This window comes from Streptomyces sp. NPDC002566, from assembly GCF_042889585.1.
Classification (GTDB): Bacteria; Actinomycetota; Actinomycetes; order Streptomycetales; family Streptomycetaceae; genus Streptomyces.
The window spans coordinates 1,029,280-1,046,627 of the sequence record NZ_JBIARD010000002.1 but is presented as its reverse complement, the minus strand read 5'-3'; the positions used below and the strand labels follow the sequence as shown (position 1 = coordinate 1,046,627).

The following is a 17,348-nucleotide window of genomic DNA, read 5'->3' as shown; positions in this document are numbered from 1 at the left end:
CGCTCAGCTCCGGGTGCGGACCAGCAGGAGCGCCACGTCGTCGTCGGGCTCCGGGCGCAGCGCGTCCAGCAGGGCGTCGCTCGTGCGCTCCAGGCTCGGAGCGGGGCTGCACAGAAGGCGGGTCAGCGTGCCGAGGCCGGCGTCGATCGGCTCGGCCCGGTTCTCCACCAGCCCGTCGGTGTACAGGGCCAGCAGCGAACCCGGCGGCAGTTCGAGCTCCACGGTGCCGAAGTCCACCCCGCCCACCCCCAGCGGCACACCGCCCGGCACATCGACGAGCCGTGCCTCGCCCCCCGCCGAGGCCAGCACCGGCGGCAGATGACCGGCGCTCGACAGCGCGCAACTGCCGACCCGCAGATCGCACACCGCGTACACACAGGTGGCGATGGCGTCGCCGAGCGAGCCGGCGATGTCGTCGAGGTGCCGCAGCAGCTCGGCCGGCGGCAGGTCCAGCCGGGCCAGCGCCCGGGTGGCCGTGCTCAACTGCCCCATGATCGCGGCGGCCTGGACACCCTTGCCCATGACGTCCCCCACCACGAGCCCGGTCCGTCCGGGCCCCAGCGGCAGCACGTCGTACCAGTCGCCGCCGACCTCGCTCAGCGCCGGCCGGTAGCGGGCGGAGATGTCCAGGCCCTCCCGCCGGGCCGGCGCGGAGGGCAGCAGACTGCGCTGCAGGGTCAGGGCGGTGGCGCGCTCACGGCCGTAGAGGCGGGCGTTGTCGATGGAGATCGCGGCCCGGGCGGCGATCTCCGCGGCGAGGACGCGGTCCTGCTCGTCGAAGGGCGACTCGTTGACCGTGCGGTACAGGCTGAGCGTGCCGAGCACCTTGCCCCGCGCCAGCAGCGGCAGCGCCATGTACGAGTGCACACCCGCCTCGTGCAGCGCCTGCGCGGCCCGCCCGTCCCGGGCGATGCGCCGCATGGTCCGCCCGTCCACGCGCTCGACGAGCACCGGACGGGCCTCGCGGACGCACTGGGTGATGATCCGCGAGGGGCCGTAGGTGGCCAGCTCGCCGACCGGGTCGGCGGCGTGGATGGCGTCGGTGGCGTACCCGGCCGCCACCGCCAGCGCCCGGAACTCCGCGGGGGCGTCGCCGCTGACGGGCGTGATCGTCTCGTGCGCGACGACCGACTCCAGGATGTCGACGGCGGCCAGGTCGGCCACGTGCGGCACGGCCACCCCGGCGAGCTCCCGCGCGGTCTGCTGGAGGTCCAGCGTGGTGCCGATCCGCACCCCGGCGTCCGCGAGCACCGACAGCCGCTGCCGCGCGTGGGCGATCTCGGTGGCCGCCTGCTGGCGTTCGGTGACGTCCAGGACGGCCATCGCGAGACCGAGGACCCGGCCGTTGGTGTCCTCGATGCGGTGGTACGACTCCGAGTACGCGCGATCCTGGACGTCCCCCGCCGTCCGCCCGACCGTCTGCTGGTCCAGCAGGGGCCTGCCGGTCGCCAGGACGTGCCGCATCCGGTTCTCGATGGCCTCGACGTCAAGGCCGGGCAGCACCTCGCCCACCCGGCGGCCCACCACGGCCGACTCCGGCAGGCCGTTGATGCGCTCCAGCGCCGGGTTGACGCCCACCCAGCGCAGGTCGTTGTCGAAGACGGCGATGCCCAGCGGGGTCTGGTTGACGAGGCTGTGGGAGAGGGCCAGGTCCCGCTCCACCACCCGCACGGTCCGCGCGTCCGTCGCCAGCCCGAGCAGATGGGGCTGGCCTTCGGCGTCCAGCAGACGCATCGTGCGGAACTCCACGGCGCGTTCCGTGCCGTCCCGGTGCCGCAGCGGGAACACGCCCGCCCACCGGGCGCCGGAGCGGACCTGGGCGAACAGCTCCCGGACCTTCTGCCGGTTCTCGGGAGCGACCAGCAGCAGGTCACCGCGCTGCCCGAGCGCCTCCTCGGCCGGGTAGCCGAGCAGCTGCTCGATCTCGGGGCTCCACAGCGCGATGTTCCCCACCGCGTCGAGGACCACCGCGGCGACCTTGAGGAGGTCCAGCAGCCCGCTGGGCGCCGCCGTGATCTCGTCACCGCCCTCGGTCACATCCCCGTACATACGAGCCGCTCCCTCCGGCACGCCGGCGCGGCGAGGGGTACCGCCGAGATCCGTGCAGTCAGCTATCCGATTGAGTCACAGTACGCACGCCGGGGCAACACGTTCACGCCCCGGCCGCTGGACGGGTCGGCCCGCGCCCCCCGTCGTAAGCTGGAGCAGTCCGATGAACGCGATGCCCCGGCAGCCGTCCACGCCGGCGCGAAGCCGCGGCCCGGACGGGTGACCCGATGACGACGGACGACGCACCTCTCACCCTCACGGAACCCTCCGCGGCGGCCAGGCTGGCCCTCCTGGAGGCGCAGAGCCACGACCTCTCGCCCTACGAGGCGCTGACGCTGGCCCTCCAGCAGGCGACGGCCGGGACCGGCGCCCTCGGCGGGTTCGTCCATCTGCGCAGCGACACGGACGCCGGAATGCGCCTGGTGGTGGCCGGCGGTCTCCCGGACCGGCTCGTCGAGGAGTGGGCGCACCTGTCGGCGGACAGCGACACCACTCCGGCGCGGACCATGCGCGACGGCTCGCTGCACTGGGACGCCGTGAAGGGCGCGCGCAGCGGCTGCCGCGCCATGGTGTCCGTGCCGCTGCACGGTGCCGACGGGCGGCTCGGCGTCCTCACCCTGCTGCTGTGGCAGGCCCAGGCGCCCGACGCCCACCAGCGGTCCTTCCTGACCGCCGTGGCGCGCTGGATGGCCGGCCGGCTCGGGCGGCGGCCGTACCCCGTGCTCGGCGGGGCGCTGCGGGCCGCCCGGATGACGGAGCTGACCTCAGCGCTCGCCGAGGCCGTCACCGCGACCGACGTCGTCGACACCGTCGCCCGCCATGTGCTCGGCCCGTTCGGCGCCGACGGGCTCGTCATCCAGGCGATAGAGAACGGCCGCATGCGTGTCGTCGGGTCCGTCGGCTACAGCCAGGACTTCCTCGACCGCCACATCGACGGAGTGCCGACCGACTCCAACGCCCTGGTCGCCGAGGTGCTGCGGCTGCGCCGCCCGCTGCTGGTCGAGAGCACCCAGGAGTTCCTGCGCCGCTTCCCCGGCCTGCGCGCCCTCACGCACCCCGACAAGAACGCGTGGGCGTTCCTGCCGCTCGTCGCGTCCGGCCGCGACATCGGCTGCTGCGTCGTCTCCTTCGCCCTGCCGCGCACCTTCAGCGACGAGGAGCGCACCCTGCTGGCCGCCCTCGGCGGGCTCGTCGGCCAGGCGCTGGAACGGGCCCGGCTGTACGACGCCGAGCACGACCGCGCGCAGTCCCTGCAACGCGGGCTGCTGCCGCGGTCCCTGCCCTCCCTGCCGGCCGCGACGGCCGCCGCCCGCTACCTCCCGGCGAGCGAGGGCGCCGCGGTGGGCGGCGACTGGTACGACCTCATCGCGCTGTCCGCCGACCGGGTCGCCATGGTCGTCGGCGACGTGATGGGCCACGGCATCGCCGAGGCCGCCACCATGGGACGGCTTCGCACCGCCGTGCGCACCCTCGCCGACCTCGAACTCCCCCCGGAGGAGGTGCTCGTCCACCTCAACGACCTCGTCGAGGAGCTCGGCGAGGACAGCTACGCCACCTGCCTGTACGCGGTGTTCGACCCCGTCGGCCGGATCTGCACCTTCTGCCGGGCCGGCCATCCGCCGCCCGTCGTCGTCCACCCCGACGGAAGCGTCCACCACCCCGAGCCGGCCGCGAACCCGCCGCTGGGGGCCGCCTGCCCGCCGTTCGACACCGGCGCGGTGCGCCTGCCGGAGGAGAGCGTGCTCGTCTTCTTCACCGACGGGCTGGTCCGCTCGGTGGGCGGGGACAGCGAGGACGGGGTCGACCGGCTGACGCGGGCCGTGCGCGACGCCGTGGCGCGGACCGGCTACTTCGCGACCGGGCGCCCCGCCGACGAGGCCGCCGACGCCGGCGAGCGCCTCGACGAACTGTGCGGCATGGTCACCGCCGCGCTGACCGGCGACCGGCCGCGGGCCGTCGACGACGCCGCCCTCTTCCTCGTCCACACCCGGGCCGCCGCCCCCGGCGACGTGGCCTCCTGGCCGCTCCCGGCGGACCCGAGGGCCGCCGCCGAGGCCCGGCGGCACGTCCGGCGCCAGCTCGCGGAGTGGGGGCTCGACGAACTGGAGGCCACCGCCGAGATGGTGGTGAGCGAACTCGTCGGCAACGCGATCCGGCACGCCAAGGGGCCCATAAGCCTCAGGCTGCTGCGCAGCCGGTCGCTGGTCTGCGAGGTGTACGACGGCAGCCTCACCACGCCGCGCATCCGCCGCGCCGCGCAGACCGACGAGAACGGGCGGGGCCTGTACCTGGTGTCGGCGCTCTCCCGCCGCTGGGGCGCCCGCTACATGGACGACGGCAAGTGCATCTGGGCCGAGCAGGACCTCACCCCGGACGGCGCCTCCCGGCTCTGACGGTCCCGCCCGCGGCCCTGCCCGGCCGTCGCCCGCCGCCTCGGGCGGGCCGGCTCGCGCATGCCGCGCTGATCGATCAACTCCCGTTCCGTTTCGACCTCTTGACGCGGCGTGCCGCAGTGGTGATCCTCGTCGCATATCTGTACCGGTCATGACAACCCAAGGACGTGAGCAGTGACCAAGGCTCGACGCCCGCACCGCGGACGCAAAGACGTCACCGTCGTGTCGCTGCTCCTCCTGGTGCTCGCCACGGTGCTCGGACCCACCCCTAGTTCGGCCGCCGCGGCCGACTGGTGGACGCCCACCGCCCGGCCCGCGCCGGATTCCGGTATCGACGTCACCGGTGAGCCGTTCACCGGGACCGACGCCCAGGGCAAGGTGCGCGGGTTCGTCGACGCGCACAACCACCTGATGTCCAACGAGGCGTTCGGCGGCCGCCTCATCTGCGGCAAGCCGTTCTCCGCCGCGGGCGTCGCCGACGCCCTCAAGGACTGTCCCGAGCACTACCCGGACGGCACCCTCGCCGTCTTCGACTACATCACCCACGGCGGCGACGGCCGCCACGACCCGGCCGGCTGGCCCACCTTCAAGGACTGGCCCGCCTACGACTCGATGACCCACCAGGCGAACTACTACGCCTGGGTCGAGCGCGCCTGGCGCGGCGGCCAGCGCGTCCTGGTCAACGACCTCGTCACCAACGGCGTGATCTGCTCGGTCTACTTCTTCAAGGACCGCGGCTGCGACGAGATGACCTCCATCCGGCTCCAGGCCAAGCTGACCTACGACCTCCAGGCCTACGTCGACAAGATGTACGGCGGCACGGGCAAGGGGTGGTTCCGCGTCGTCACCGACAGCGCGCAGGCCCGCCAGGTCATCCAGCAGGGCAAACTCGCCGTCGTACTGGGCGTGGAGACCTCCGAGCCGTTCGGCTGCAAGCAGATCCTGGACATCGCGCAGTGCAGCAAGGAGGACATCGACAAGGGCCTGGACGAGCTGTACGCGCTGGGCGTGCGCAGCATGTTCCTGTGCCACAAGCTCGACAACGCGCTCTGCGGCGTCCGCTTCGACGAGCACGGCCTCGGTACCGCCATCAACGTCGGCCAGTTCCTGTCCACGGGCACCTTCTGGAAGACCGAGAAGTGCACCGGCCCGCAGAAGGACAACCCCATCGGCGACGTGGCGGCCTCGAAGGCCGCGGCCGACCTCCCGGCCGGCACCGAGGCGCCCCGCTACGCGGCCGACGCCCGGTGCAACGTCCGCGGGCTCACCGGCCTCGGCGAGTACGCCCTGCGCGGCCTGATGAAGCGCAAGATGATGGTCGAGATCGACCACATGAGCGTGAAGGCCACCGGCCGGGTCCTCGACATCCTGGAGGCCGAGTCCTACCCCGGCGTCATCTCCTCGCACAGCTGGATGGACGCCGACTGGACCGAGCGGGTCTACGCCGTCGGCGGCTTCGTCGCCCAGTACATGCACGGCTCCAAGGAGTTCAGCGCCGAGGCGAAGCGCACCGACGCGCTGCGGGACAAGTACGGCGTCGGCTACGGCTACGGCACCGACTTCAACGGCATCGGCGACCACCCCGCCCCGCGCGGCGCGGACGCGGCCGACAAGGTCGTCTACCCCTTCAAGAGCGCCGACGGCGGCTCCGTCATCGACCGGCAGACCACAGGACAGCGCACCTGGGACTTCAACACCGACGGCGCCGCCCACGCCGGCATGATCCCCGACTGGATCGAGGACATCCGGCTCGTCGGCGGCCGGGACGTCGTCGACGACCTCCTGCGCGGCGCCGAGTCCTACCTCGGCACCTGGGGCGGCACCGAGCGGCACCAGGCCGGCGTCGACCTCGCCAAGGGGGCGTCAGCGACGGCAAGTTCGGCCGAGTTCAGCCTCTTCACCAGCTACGCCCCGGGCCGCGCCGTCGACGGCGACGCCGGCACCCGCTGGGCCAGCGACTGGAGCGACGACCAGTGGCTGCGCATCGACCTGGGCGCCACCCACCCGGTCAGCCGCGTCACCCTGCAATGGGAGCGCGCCTACGGCAAGGCGTACCGGATCGAGCTCTCCACCGACGGCGTGACCTGGCGGACCGCCTGGTCGACCACGGCCGGCGACGGCGGCCTGGACACGGCCCGCTTCACCGCCACCCCGGCCCGCTACGTCCGCGTCCAGGGCGTCACCCGCGGCACCGAATGGGGTTACTCGCTCCACGAGGTCGGCGTCCACAGCGGCTGACACGGGCCTCCCGCCGCGGACCTCCGCGGTCCGGCCGTCAGGAGTCGGCCGGACCCGGGGCCGCGAGGGGCGCCGCCGTCAGGGCGTTCAGCTCATCGGGGCTGCGCGGACCCGGCTCGGACGCGTCCAACAGGCCCTGCGCGCGCAGCAGTCGCGCCGCCGCCACGCCCCATGGCAGCCGCAGCCCCGCCTGCCGCAGCAGGTCCGTGCGGGCCAGGGCCTCGGCGGCGGGACCGGTGTGGGCGCCGGACGGAGTGAGCAGGGCCGCGTCGTCGGCCCAGCGCAGGGCGAGGTCGACGTCGTGCGTGGCCATCACCACCGTGGTGCCGGACGCCCGCAGCGAGTCCAGCGTGGCCAGCAGACGCTCCTGGCCGTCCGGGTCGAGCCCGGCCGTCGGCTCGTCCAGGATCAGCACCCGGGGCCGCATCGCGACGGCGCCCGCGATCGCCGTCCGCTTGCGCTGCCCGTACGACAGCAGATGGGTGGGCCGGTCGGCCAGCGCGGCGATGTCCAGCGCGGCGAGCGCCTCGTCCACCCGGGCCCGCACCTCACCGTCGGACAGGCCGAGGTTCAGCGGCCCGAACGACACGTCCTGGGAGACGGACGCGGCGAACAACTGGTCGTCCGGGTCCTGCACCACCAGCTGGACGGTCGTCCGCAGCCGGGTCAGCCCCTTGCGGTCGTACGACACCGGCCGTCCCTCGACCCTCAACTCCCCGCTGCGGGGCCGCAGTCCACCGCTGAGCAGCCGCATCAGCGTCGTCTTGCCGCTGCCGTTGCGGCCCAGCAGGGCGAGCGCGCGCCCCTCGCGGACCTCGAAGTCGAGACCGTCGAGCACGGTCGGGCCGTCCTCGTACGCGAAGGAGGCGCCCCGCAGCGCGACCAGCTCGCTCATGTCAGGGGCCTTTCCAGGATCAGGGTCAGGACGGCCAGGGCCCCGAGGAGCCCGAGGGCGGCCGCCACGAAACGGACGGAGACGCGCGCCTCGGGCACCAGCACGCGCAGGGTGCCGTCGTAGCCGCGTCCGGCGAGCCCGGCCTGAAGCCGCGTCGCCCGGTCGAAGGCCCGCACGAACGCGGTGGCGCCCAGCCCGGCGAGCGAACGCCACTCCGCCGCCCGGCCGGTGTGCCCGAGCCGGGCCGCCTGGGCCTCCCGGATCCGGCGCACCGAGTCCAGCAGCAGGAAGCTCATCCGGTACGTCACCAGCGCGACGTCGACGACCGGCGCCGGCACCCCGGCCTTCACCAGGCGGGGCAGCAGATCCGACATCGGGGTCGTGAACGCGAACAGCAGGACGCCGAGGGAGGCCGCCGAGGTGCGCAGCATCAGCTCCCCGGCGCGGGCCGGCCCGCCGTCGGCCCAGCCCACCCATCCGCCGGGCCCGCCCACCCGCACCAGCAGGGTGACCGCGCCGGTCGCGCAGAAGCCCAGCGGCACCCGGTAGGCGCGCCACAGCCGGCGGGCCGGGACGCCCGCCGGGCCCAGCAGCACGGCAAGCGCCGCCGCAAGGACCAGGGCCGCTCCCGGCCACGGCGGCAGCGAAATCGCCAGTACGGTCAGCCCCAGGCCGAGCACGGCCTTGTCCACGGGGTGGCGGCGGCGCCAGCGACTGCTGTGCGCCGCCGCGTCGATCGGCAGCACGGGGCGCTCAGGCCGGTTCGGAGGCGGACCGCGCCGAGGCGGCCTCGGACGGCGTGCCGTCGGGGCCGTCCGCCCGGGCCAGGGCCCGCAGCTCGCCCTGGCGGCGGCCGCGGCGCAGCCCGAAGTAGTAGGCGAGGACGCCCGCGCCGAGCGCGGCCTGGAGCGCGAAGAGGGCCGACTCGATCTCGCCGGACGGCGGTTCGTACAGCGGGGAGAACCAGGGCTTGTAGTCGGGCTCGATCTGGGTGATCGCGGTCTCCGCCTCGGCGTCCGAGCCGGTGAACGGCTCCTTCTTGTGGTCGCCGAGCCCGAGGGCCAGCGGCAGCACGGCCAGCGCGACGACGAGGAGGAGCAGCAGCGCGTTGATCTTCGTGTTGCGGCTCACCGGGCCACCGCCTCGGTGTCGCTGTCGGTTTCGGCGCCGGCCTCGGTCTTCCGGCCGGCGACCAGCACGCCGAGCCGGGTCAGCTCGCCCTTGCTGGACTGCACCAGCAGACGCATCACGAGCACCGTGAGCAGCCCCTCGCTGACGGCCAGCGGGATCTGCGTGACGGCGAAGATCGAGCCGAACTTGCCCAGCGCGCCGAGGAACCCGCTGCCGGGGTCGGGGAACGCCAGCGCGAGCTGGACGCTGGTGACGCAGTAGGTGGACAGGTCGGCGACGAACGCGCCGAAGAACACCGCCACCATCAGCGGCACGGCGAAGCGGCGCAGCAGCCGGTACGTGCCGTAGCCCGCCCAGGGGCCGACGATCGCCATGGAGAACACGTTGGCGCCGAGCGTGGTCAGACCGCCGTGGGCGAGCAGCAGCGCCTGGAAGAGCAGGGTGATCGTGCCCAGCACCGCCATGATCGGCGGCCGGAAGAGGATGGCGCCCAGCCCCGTCCCGGTCGGGTGGGAGCAGCTCCCGGTGACGGACGGCAGTTTCAGCGCGGACAGGACGAAGGTGAAGGCTCCGGACGCGCCGAGGAGCAGGGTGCTCTCGGGGTGTTCGCGCACTTCACGGTTGAGGCAGCGCACTCCGTGGACGACGAACGGCGCCGACGCGACACCCCAGGCGACCGCGTGCGCCGGAGGAAGGAAACCTTCGGCAATGTGCATGGCTTGGCAGACCCTCTCCAGCACCTCGTGGATGGTTGACGCGCCCTGGCCGGTCTCCTGGCTGACGGGTACCACCGCCCATGCTCCGCCTTCCCGGGTCCGAGGACCCAGTGGCTGCCCGTGAGGGCCGGAGCCAGACTTCCCGATCACAGTGGCGAGGGCCGCACCGGCATCACACCGGATTTCCCGTTCACCAAGGCGTGGTGACAGTAGTGCCCATATAAACGTGCTGGCAAGCGGGCATGTTATTCCACTGCCCAAAGGGTTACTCCGGTGCTATGGCACGGACATCCAAATCCGATCACCGCATCGAGGGCCCCACCGAGACCGGCCGGGAGCGCGAGCCCGGCCCGGACGAGTCGGTGGAACGGCGGGCACCGGACGAGCCCACGCAGCTGCCCAAACGCTCCTGGGGGGCGGTGCTCAAGGGGACGGTCAAGGAGTTCAAGGACGACGAGCTCACCGACCGGGCGGCGGCGCTGACCTACTACGGCATCCTGTCGCTGTTCCCCGCCCTGCTGGTGCTGGTGTCCCTGCTGGGCGTCGCGGGCAAGTCGGCGACGGACGAGGTCCTCGCGAACGTCAGGAAGCTCGCCCCCGGCTCGGCCCGGGACATCATCAGCGATGCGGTGACTCAGCTTCAGGGCCGCGGCGGGGTCGGCTCGATCATGGCGGTCGTCGGCATCGTCCTCGCCGTGTGGTCGGCCTCGGGCTACGTCGCCGCGTTCATCCGCAGCGCCAACGCCGTCTACGACATGCCGGAGGGCCGCCCCGTCTGGAAGGTGCTGCCGGTCCGTGTCGGCGTCACGGTGACGCTGCTCGTGCTGGCCGTGATCAGCGCGCTGATCGTGGTCTTCACCGGTGACCTGGCCCGCCGGGCGGGCGAGACGCTGGGCATCGGCGACACCGCGCTGACGGTGTGGTCGATCGCCAAGTGGCCGGTGCTGGTCGTCCTCGTGACGATCATGATCGCCCTGCTGTACTGGGCGACGCCGAACGTCAAGGGCCGCGGCTTCAAGTGGATCACCCCGGGCAGTGTGCTCGCCCTGCTCATCTGGCTGGTCGCCTCCGCCGGCTTCGCGTTCTACGCGGCCAACTTCGCCTCGTACAACAAGACCTACGGCACGCTCGCCGGCGTGATCGTGTTCCTGGTGTGGCTGTGGATCAGCAACATCGCCATTCTGCTCGGCCTGGAGTTCGACGCGGAACTCGCGCGGCAGCGCGCCGTCGCCGGTGGACTGCCCGACGACGAGGAGCCCTACGTGCCGCCGCGTGACACGCGCGCGTGGACCGAGGAGGACCAGCGGCGGATGGAGGAGGACCAGCGGCGGGAGACGGACGAGGACGACCGGCAGCGGGCGGAGGACGGATAGGGTCCGCCGGGGGTGGGCCGCCCGTGGGGGGTTCAGTCCTCGCCGAGGGTGCGGTGGGGCGGGCGGCCGTAGGACGCGCGGTAGAGGGTGGCGAAGCGGCCCGGGTGGAAGAAGCCCCAGCGGGCGGCGACATCGGTGACCGTGGTGTCCAGCGGTGTCCCGGCGACCAGGTCGGCGTGTGCGTGGGAGAGCCGCACCCGGCGCAGATGGGCCAGGGGGGTCGTGTCCATGTGCCGCCGGAACGCGTACTGCAGCGCCCGGACCGTGACATGGGCGGCCGCGGCGATCTCGGCCACGGTGACGGGCTCGCCGGCGTGGGCCTCCATGTACGCCAGCGCACGGCGCAGCACGGCGGGGCGGGCGTCGTTGCGGTCGGTCGCGGTGGGCTCGGTGAGCGCGGTGTTGGGGAAGGCGGCGAGCACGCCCGCGGCCAGGCCCTGGGCGGCGGTGGAGGCGACCAGGGGCTGATCGGCGAGCTCGGGCTCGGTCAGGATGTGGTCGCGGACGTACACGATGCTGCGCCGCAGGTGCTGGGCCGCGGCGGCGGAGTGGGGCCGGTGGCCGGTCAGTCGTACCGGCTCGGGTCTGCGGCCGGGCGCGGCGGAGGCGACCTGGGCGAGCAGATCGGTGTCCAGCATCGTGATGTTGTAGCGGGCGTTGCAGATCCGGCCGGAGTAGGGCAGGTCCGGCGGGGCGAAGGACACCACGTCACCGGGGCCGAAGGAGTCCTGGACGCCGTCGAAGGCGTGGTCCTCGACCGTCCCGTCGTGGACCAGGCAGAGGCAGATCCTGCCCAGCGGGGTGACGGAGTAGCTCATCTCGAAGTCGAGGTCGAGTTCGTCGACGGTCACCGACGGTATGGCGCTGCGGCTGATCTGCGCGCGGCCCGCCTCTGCGGTGCCGCTGCCGATCCGCATCCTGGCGTAGGCCTGGCTGAGGAAGTCCTCCGTCCGGCCCAAGTCGTCACTGTCGAAGAACAGCGTGTCCATCCCGGATACCGGGTCCTTTCGATGTCAGACGTCCCGCGCGGTGCGGAGACGACCGGCGACCGCCGGCCGCCGGCGTACCTCAGATGCCCCGCAAACGGGATCGCATTCGTTTTTCGGACGGCCCCGGCGGTGTCGTTCGTTCTGTGTGCGGCCGGAGCCCGGCTCGGCCTGAAAGCTGGGAAAGATGACGGAGAGGGCTGACGGGTGTGAGGGCGCGCGAGAGGGAAGAAGACGGTTCGTGACGGGTGGTGCCCGGGAGCAGTCCGAGGAGCGGATCGCCGCCCTGGAGGCGGAGGTCGACCAGCTTCAGCGGGCCGTCGCCTCCCACGCGGTCGTCGACCAGGCGATCGGTGTCGTGATCGCCGTCGGGCGTCTGCGCCCCGAGCAGGGCTGGGAGGTCCTCAAGGAGATCTCCCAGCACACCAACACCAAGCTGCGGGAGGTCGCGGAGTACGTGGTGCAGGGCGCCCACTGCGGCTGGCTGCCCGACGAGATCCATCACGCGCTCGTCTCGGCGCTGAGCCGCACGGACCCGCGATCCGGTGCCGGGGAGGACTCCGGCGTGGGCTCCGGTGGGAACTCAGGCTTGGGCTCCGGCGTCGGCTCCCTGGCCGACCCGGGCGTCGGCTCCCGGGGCGGCTCCCGCGCTGACTCCCACTGACTCTCGGTGACGCTCTCCCTGACGTAGAGTCCACTGCGGGGAGCGGAACACCGGAGGGGGAATGACGTGCCGCTGGAGTCCGTGCGGTTCGCGGTCCTGGGGCCCGTGCGGGTGTGGCGGGGAGAGACGGAGCTGGATCCCGGAGGGCCGCAGGAGCGCGCCCTCCTTGCGTTGCTGCTGGTCAGAGCTGGAGATCCGGTCGGCCTTGAGGAGATAGTCGACGCGCTGTGGGGGGCGGAGCCGCCGCGCAGCGCGGTCAACGTGATCCGGCGGCACGCGGGCTCGCTGCGGCGTCTGCTGGAGCCGGGGCTCGCCGTGCGCGCGGAGGGGCGGTGGCTGGTACGGGCGGCGGGCGGCTATCGCCTCGTGACCCACGGTGACTGCCTCGACCTGCTGAGGTTCCGGGAACTGTGCGAGGCGGGGCGGCGGGCGGCGGGGGAGTCGCCCGGGCGGGCGGTGGAGCTGTTCACCGAGGCGCTGGCGCTGTGGCGGGGGCCGGCCGCGGCCGGGCTCCCCGACCACGCCCGCGCCCACCCGGCGTTCGGCGCGGCCGACCGCGAGCGCCTGACCGCCGTACGGGCCGCCGCCGACGCGGCGTTGCGCGCGGGGCTGCCCGACGTCGTCCTGCCCGAGCTGTACCGGGCCGCAGCGGCGTACCCGCTGGACGAGCCCGCCCAGGCCGCGCTGATCCTCACCCTCGCCGCGACGGGCCGCCACGGGGAGGCCCGCGCCGCCTACGACGCCGTCCACGCCCGCCTCTCCGAGGAACTCGGCATCGACCCGGGACCGGAACTCCGTGAGGCGGGGGAGACGGTACGAGGGGTGGGGGCAGGGGCTGCGGTCGGCGGGGCGCCGGGCTCCGGGGAGGGCGGCGACGCCTCCGCCCCGGGCACGACTCCGCTGCCGGTCGCCGCCCCGGCATCCGCGCCGGGTGCTCACCCTGACTCAGCCTCCGTCCCCAGGCAACTGCCCCACGACGTAGCCGTTTTCGCCGGGCGCGGGGACGAAGTCGACGGGGTGCTCGCGGCGGGGGAGGGGCGGGTCGTGGTGATCGGGGGTATGGCCGGGGTCGGCAAGACCACGCTGGCCGTGCACTGGGCGCACCGGGTCGCCGGCCGGTTTCCCGACGGGCAGCTCTACGTCAATCTGCGCGGCTTCGACCCTTCCGGCGCGGTCATGGAGCCCGGGGAGGCCGTGCGGGGGTTCCTCGACGCACTCGGGGTGCCGCCCGACCGGGTGCCGCGCGGCCTGGACGCGCAGGCCGCGCTCTACCGCAGCGTGCTCGCGGGGCGCCGCGTCCTCGTCGTCCTGGACAACGCCCGCGACAGCGACCACGTCCGCCCGCTGCTGCCGGGCTCGCCCGGCTGCCTCACCCTCGTCACCAGCCGCGACGAGCTGTCGGGGCTGGTCGCCGGCCACGGCGCGCACGCGCTGGGCCTGCGCCCGTTCGACGCCGGTCAGACGCGGACGTTCCTGGTCCGCCGGCTGGGCGCCGAGCGGGTCGAAGCCGAGCCGGGGGCCGCCGACGAGATCGGCGAGCTGTGCGCCGGCCTGCCGCTGGCCCTCGCCTGTGTGGCCGCCCGCGCCGCCGCGCACCCCCGCTTCCCCCTCTCCGCCGTCGCCGCCGAACTGCGCGAGGCGCACGGCAGCCTCGACGCCTTCGCCCGCTCCGACGCGTCCGTGGACGTCGGCTCGGTGTTCTCCTGGTCCTCCCGGGCCGTGTCGCCCCCCGCCCGGCGGCTGTTCGAACTGCTCGCGCTGCACCCCGGCCCCGACTTCTCCCTGCCGGCCGCCGCCGCCCTGGCCGGCCTGCCTGCACGCCGAGCACGCCCGCTGCTCGCCGAGTTGACCGGCCTGCTCCTCGTCGCCGAACACAGCCCCGCCCGCTACTCCTTCCACGACCTGCTCCGCGCCCACGCCGCCGAACTCGTCGAGGAACACCGCACCGAGAGCGAACGGCACACGGCCCTGCACCGGCTGCACCACCACTACCTGCACACCGCGCACACCGCCGACCGGCTCCTCGCCCCCACCTCCGACCCGCTGCCCCCGCCCCCCGCCCCGGAGGGCGTGCACCCCGAACACCTCGCGGACGACGACCGGGCCCTGGCCTGGCTCACCGCCGAGCACGCCGTGCTGCTGGCCGTCGTCGACACGGCCGCCGCCTCCGGGCAGGAACGCGTCGCCTGCCATCTCGCCTGGTCCCTGGAGCCGTTCTTCGACCGGCGCGGCCACTGGCACGACGGGCTCACCGTCCAGCGCACCGCCCTCGCCGCCGCCCGCAGGCTCGCCGAACCGGCCCTGGAGGCCCGCGGACTGCGCGGACTGGCCCGCGTCGAAGGCCGGCTGGGCCTGCACACGCAGTCCGTCTCCCGCCTGGAACAGGCCCTGCGACTGTTCGTGCGGCTCGGCGACGACACAGGCCGCGCCAACACCCACCGCAGCCTCGGCTGGGAGCGCGAGCAACTCGGCGACCTGCCAGGCGCGTTGCACCACAACCAGCTCGCCCTCGACCTGTTCCGCGCGCTCGGCGACCGCGCCGCGCAGGCCAGCGTCCTGAACTCGGTCGGCTGGTACCACGCCCTGCTCGGCGAGCACCGGCAGGCCCTCGCGCACTGCTTCGAGGCCCTGCCCATGCTCCAGGCCCTCGGCGACCGCTACGGCCAGGCCGCGACCTGGGACAGCATCGCCTACGTCCACCAGCACCTCGGCCGCCACCCGCACGCCCTGCTCGGCTACCGCAACGCCCTGACCCTGCTGCGCGACCTCGGCGCGCCCTACGTCGAGGCCGACATCCTCTCCCGCGTCGGCGACACCCACCAGGCCATGGGCGACCACGACAGCGCCCGTGCCGCCTGGCGGCAGGCGCTCACCCTCCTCAGGGACCTGGGCCACCCCGACGCCGAACGGGTCGAGGCCCGCCTCACCGGACGGGACGGACGCGCCGGTGCCGGCTGACTCCAGGGAAGAGCTGCGCTTCGAACTGCTCGGCCCCGTACGGGTGATGAGGGCGGACCGCGAACTCGGCCTCGGGTTCCCCCAGCAACGCGCCCTGCTCGCCCTGCTCCTGGCCCACGCGGGCCGCACCGTGCCGACGTCCGAGATCCTCGACGTGCTCTGGGCCGAACGGCCGCCCGCCAGCGCGCACAACGTCGTGCACCGTTACGCGGCCGCGCTGCGGCGGCTGCTGGAACCGGAGTCGCCGCCCCGCGCCCCCGGCGGACGACTGCTGCGCCGCCCCGGCGGCTATCTGCTTCAGGCGGCCCACGACGAGGTCGACCTGCTGCGCTTCCGGGAACTGACCCGGCAGGGCAAGCGCGCGGCGGCCACCGGACGGCCCGAGACGGCGGCCGGACGCTTCACCGAGGCGCTGAGCGAGTGGCGCGGCCCGGTCATCGCCATGGGCATCCCCCAAAGAGCCCGCCAGCACGTGCAGTTCACGGCCGTCGAACAAGAACTCCTGCACACGGCCGTCCTCGCCGCCGACGCGGCCCTGCGGTGCGGCCGGGCCGACCAGGTCCTGCCCGCCCTGCGCCGGGCCACCGCGCTCGCCCCGCTCGACGAACCCCTGCACGCGCGTCTGATCCGCACGCTGGCCGCCTGCGGCCTCCAGGCGGACGCCCTGGCGGCGTACGACGACGTCCGCCGGCGTCTGACGGCCGACCTCGGCGTCAGCCCGGGCCCCGAACTCGCCGCCGCCCACACGAGCGTCCTCCGCCAGGAAGTGGGCCGGCTGCGCTCCGGACCGACCGTGCGCCTCGACCGCGCGGCACCCGTCGTCCACCTGAGGACTCCGCCGGACTCCCACCCGTCCACTCAACTGCCCGTCGATGCCCCTGAGTTCGTCGGTCGCCGAGCCGAACTGGACTGGCTGGCCGCGCGGTCGGCGGAGCCGGGGCCGACGGTACTCGCGGTCGTGGGGATGGCCGGCGTCGGCAAGAGCACCCTCGCCGTGCACTGGGCGCACCGGATCGCCGGCCGCTACCCGAACGGCCTGCTGTACGTCCCCCTGCGCGGCACGGACCCCGCACGGCCCGCCCTGGACCCCGGGGAGGCGCTGCGCACGATGCTCACCGCGCTGGGCGTCCCCGCCTCGGAGGTCCCCGAGGGCCAGGCCGCGCGCGCCGGCCTCTACCGCACCCTGCTGGCGGACCGCCGCGTCCTCGTCCTCCTCGACGACGCCGCCGGGACCGAGCAGACGGGACCGCTGCTGCCCGGCTCGCCGCGCTGCCTCACCCTCGTCACCAGCCGCGACGCCCTGCCCGGCCTGATCGCCTCGGGCGCCCGCCCGCTGCGCCTGGAACCGCCGACCGCCGCCGACGCGCGCGAGATCCTCACCCGGCGGCTCGGCGCCGGCCGGGTGGCCGCCGAACCCGCGGCTGCCGACGAGATCGCCGCCCGCTGCGGCCGCCTGCCCCTGGCCCTGACCGCCGTCGCGGAGCGCCTCACGCACCGCCCGGAGACCACCCTCGCAGCCCTGGCGGCGCAACTGCGCGCCCACGAAAGCGATCTGGACGCCTTCGAGGACGTCACCGGCGCAACACCCGACGTCCGCACGGCGTTTCTCGCCTCGTCCCGACGCCTCTCCCCGCAGGGCGAGCGCCTGTTCCGCCTCCTGCCCCGCCACCCGGGCCCCGACCTCACCGCCACGGCAGCCGCCCGCCTCGCCGGACTGCCCCTGCGCCGGGCCCGGATCCTCCTCGGCGAACTCGCCGACGCCCACCTCGTCACCGAGCACGCGCCCGCCCGCTACACCCTGCACCCCCTGCTGCGCGCCCACGCCACCGAACTCGGCTCCTCCGACGACCCGTTCGAGTCGAACTGACGGCAACGGCAGCCGCCCCACCAGGCGTTGTCACTTCACTGTCACTCCTTTTGCACCTCCGCCGACCTACCGTCCCAG

Annotated in this window: 12 protein-coding genes and 1 riboswitch; of the genes, 6 read left to right on the top strand and 6 right to left on the bottom strand. The window is 74.1% G+C overall.

Going from position 1 to position 17,348, the window contains the following annotated elements:
• Nucleotides 1-3: 3 nt before the first annotated feature.
• Complete coding sequence (locus tag ACFYXA_RS11640) at nt 4-2,049, bottom strand: SpoIIE family protein phosphatase (protein WP_352253140.1); 2,046 nt, start codon at nt 2,047-2,049, stop codon at nt 4-6.
• A 227-nt stretch (nt 2,050-2,276) separates the two neighbouring features.
• Between ACFYXA_RS11640 and ACFYXA_RS11635 the strand changes: the two genes are divergently transcribed.
• Together ACFYXA_RS11635 and ACFYXA_RS11630 are read left to right on the top strand one after the other, a co-directional pair.
• Nucleotides 2,277-4,442 (top strand): SpoIIE family protein phosphatase, encoded by a 2,166-nt coding sequence (locus tag ACFYXA_RS11635; protein WP_389031122.1) that lies wholly within the window; start codon nt 2,277-2,279, stop codon nt 4,440-4,442.
• Nucleotides 4,443-4,616: 174 nt separating this feature from the next.
• Nucleotides 4,617-6,680 carry a discoidin domain-containing protein gene (locus tag ACFYXA_RS11630; protein ID WP_389031119.1) on the top strand — a complete coding sequence of 688 codons (2,064 nt, stop codon included), beginning with the start codon at nt 4,617-4,619 and terminating at the stop codon, nt 6,678-6,680.
• Nucleotides 6,681-6,717: 37 nt separating this feature from the next.
• Here ACFYXA_RS11630 and ACFYXA_RS11625 read toward each other — a convergent pair whose 3' ends face one another.
• Genes ACFYXA_RS11625 through ACFYXA_RS11610 form a run of 4 tightly spaced genes read right to left on the bottom strand, consistent with a single transcriptional unit; the run spans nt 6,718 to nt 9,422 of the window.
• The gene (locus ACFYXA_RS11625; protein ID WP_352253148.1) at nt 6,718-7,575 is read right to left on the bottom strand and encodes an ATP-binding cassette domain-containing protein; all 858 of its coding nucleotides are present in this window, start codon (nt 7,573-7,575) and stop codon (nt 6,718-6,720) included.
• Nucleotides 7,572-8,321: a cobalt ECF transporter T component CbiQ gene (gene cbiQ / locus ACFYXA_RS11620; RefSeq protein ID WP_130440010.1), complete on the bottom strand. Its 750-nt coding sequence runs from the start codon at nt 8,319-8,321 to the stop codon at nt 7,572-7,574. Before cbiQ ends, ACFYXA_RS11625 begins: the two co-directional genes overlap by 4 nt.
• 7 nt (nt 8,322-8,328) lie before the next feature.
• Nucleotides 8,329-8,706, bottom strand: coding sequence for an energy-coupling factor ABC transporter substrate-binding protein (locus ACFYXA_RS11615; RefSeq protein ID WP_389031115.1), 378 nt, complete (start codon nt 8,704-8,706; stop codon nt 8,329-8,331).
• Nucleotides 8,703-9,422 carry an energy-coupling factor ABC transporter permease gene (locus ACFYXA_RS11610; RefSeq protein WP_352253154.1) on the bottom strand — a complete coding sequence of 240 codons (720 nt, stop codon included), beginning with the start codon at nt 9,420-9,422 and terminating at the stop codon, nt 8,703-8,705. The genes ACFYXA_RS11615 and ACFYXA_RS11610 overlap by 4 nt, the downstream gene beginning before the upstream one ends.
• 29 nt (nt 9,423-9,451) lie before the next feature.
• Nucleotides 9,452-9,648: riboswitch (cobalamin riboswitch) on the bottom strand.
• A 52-nt stretch (nt 9,649-9,700) separates the two neighbouring features.
• Here ACFYXA_RS11610 and ACFYXA_RS11605 point away from each other — a divergent pair.
• Nucleotides 9,701-10,795, top strand: a complete 1,095-nt coding sequence (locus ACFYXA_RS11605) for a YihY/virulence factor BrkB family protein (RefSeq protein WP_389031112.1) — start codon at nt 9,701-9,703, stop codon at nt 10,793-10,795.
• Between the two features lie 32 nt (nt 10,796-10,827).
• On the opposite strand, the gene ACFYXA_RS11600 is transcribed toward ACFYXA_RS11605, so the two are convergent.
• Nucleotides 10,828-11,784, bottom strand: a complete 957-nt coding sequence (locus tag ACFYXA_RS11600; RefSeq protein ID WP_389031109.1) for a helix-turn-helix transcriptional regulator — start codon at nt 11,782-11,784, stop codon at nt 10,828-10,830.
• Nucleotides 11,785-12,022: 238 nt separating this feature from the next.
• Between ACFYXA_RS11600 and ACFYXA_RS11595 the strand changes: the two genes are divergently transcribed.
• The 3 genes from ACFYXA_RS11595 (at nt 12,023) to ACFYXA_RS11585 (ending at nt 17,270) form a co-directional block, all read left to right on the top strand.
• Nucleotides 12,023-12,445: an ANTAR domain-containing protein gene (locus ACFYXA_RS11595; RefSeq protein ID WP_389031106.1), complete on the top strand. Its 423-nt coding sequence runs from the start codon at nt 12,023-12,025 to the stop codon at nt 12,443-12,445.
• Nucleotides 12,446-12,511: 66 nt separating this feature from the next.
• Nucleotides 12,512-15,403, top strand: coding sequence for a BTAD domain-containing putative transcriptional regulator (locus ACFYXA_RS11590; RefSeq protein ID WP_389031103.1), 2,892 nt, complete (start codon nt 12,512-12,514; stop codon nt 15,401-15,403).
• Nucleotides 15,393-17,270, top strand: coding sequence for a BTAD domain-containing putative transcriptional regulator (locus ACFYXA_RS11585; RefSeq protein WP_389031100.1), 1,878 nt, complete (start codon nt 15,393-15,395; stop codon nt 17,268-17,270). Before ACFYXA_RS11590 ends, ACFYXA_RS11585 begins: the two co-directional genes overlap by 11 nt.
• Nucleotides 17,271-17,348 lie beyond the last annotated feature (78 nt).

Coding starts and splice junctions, on each gene's coding strand:
- ACFYXA_RS11605 (WP_389031112.1), top strand. CDS start 9,701: ATGGCACGGACATCCAAATCCGATCACCGCATCGAGGGCCCCACCGAG.
- ACFYXA_RS11625 (WP_352253148.1), bottom strand. CDS start 7,575: ATGAGCGAGCTGGTCGCGCTGCGGGGCGCCTCCTTCGCGTACGAGGAC.
- ACFYXA_RS11635 (WP_389031122.1), top strand. CDS start 2,277: ATGACGACGGACGACGCACCTCTCACCCTCACGGAACCCTCCGCGGCG.
- ACFYXA_RS11600 (WP_389031109.1), bottom strand. CDS start 11,784: ATGGACACGCTGTTCTTCGACAGTGACGACTTGGGCCGGACGGAGGAC.
- ACFYXA_RS11610 (WP_352253154.1), bottom strand. CDS start 9,422: ATGCACATTGCCGAAGGTTTCCTTCCTCCGGCGCACGCGGTCGCCTGG.
- ACFYXA_RS11640 (WP_352253140.1), bottom strand. CDS start 2,049: ATGTACGGGGATGTGACCGAGGGCGGTGACGAGATCACGGCGGCGCCC.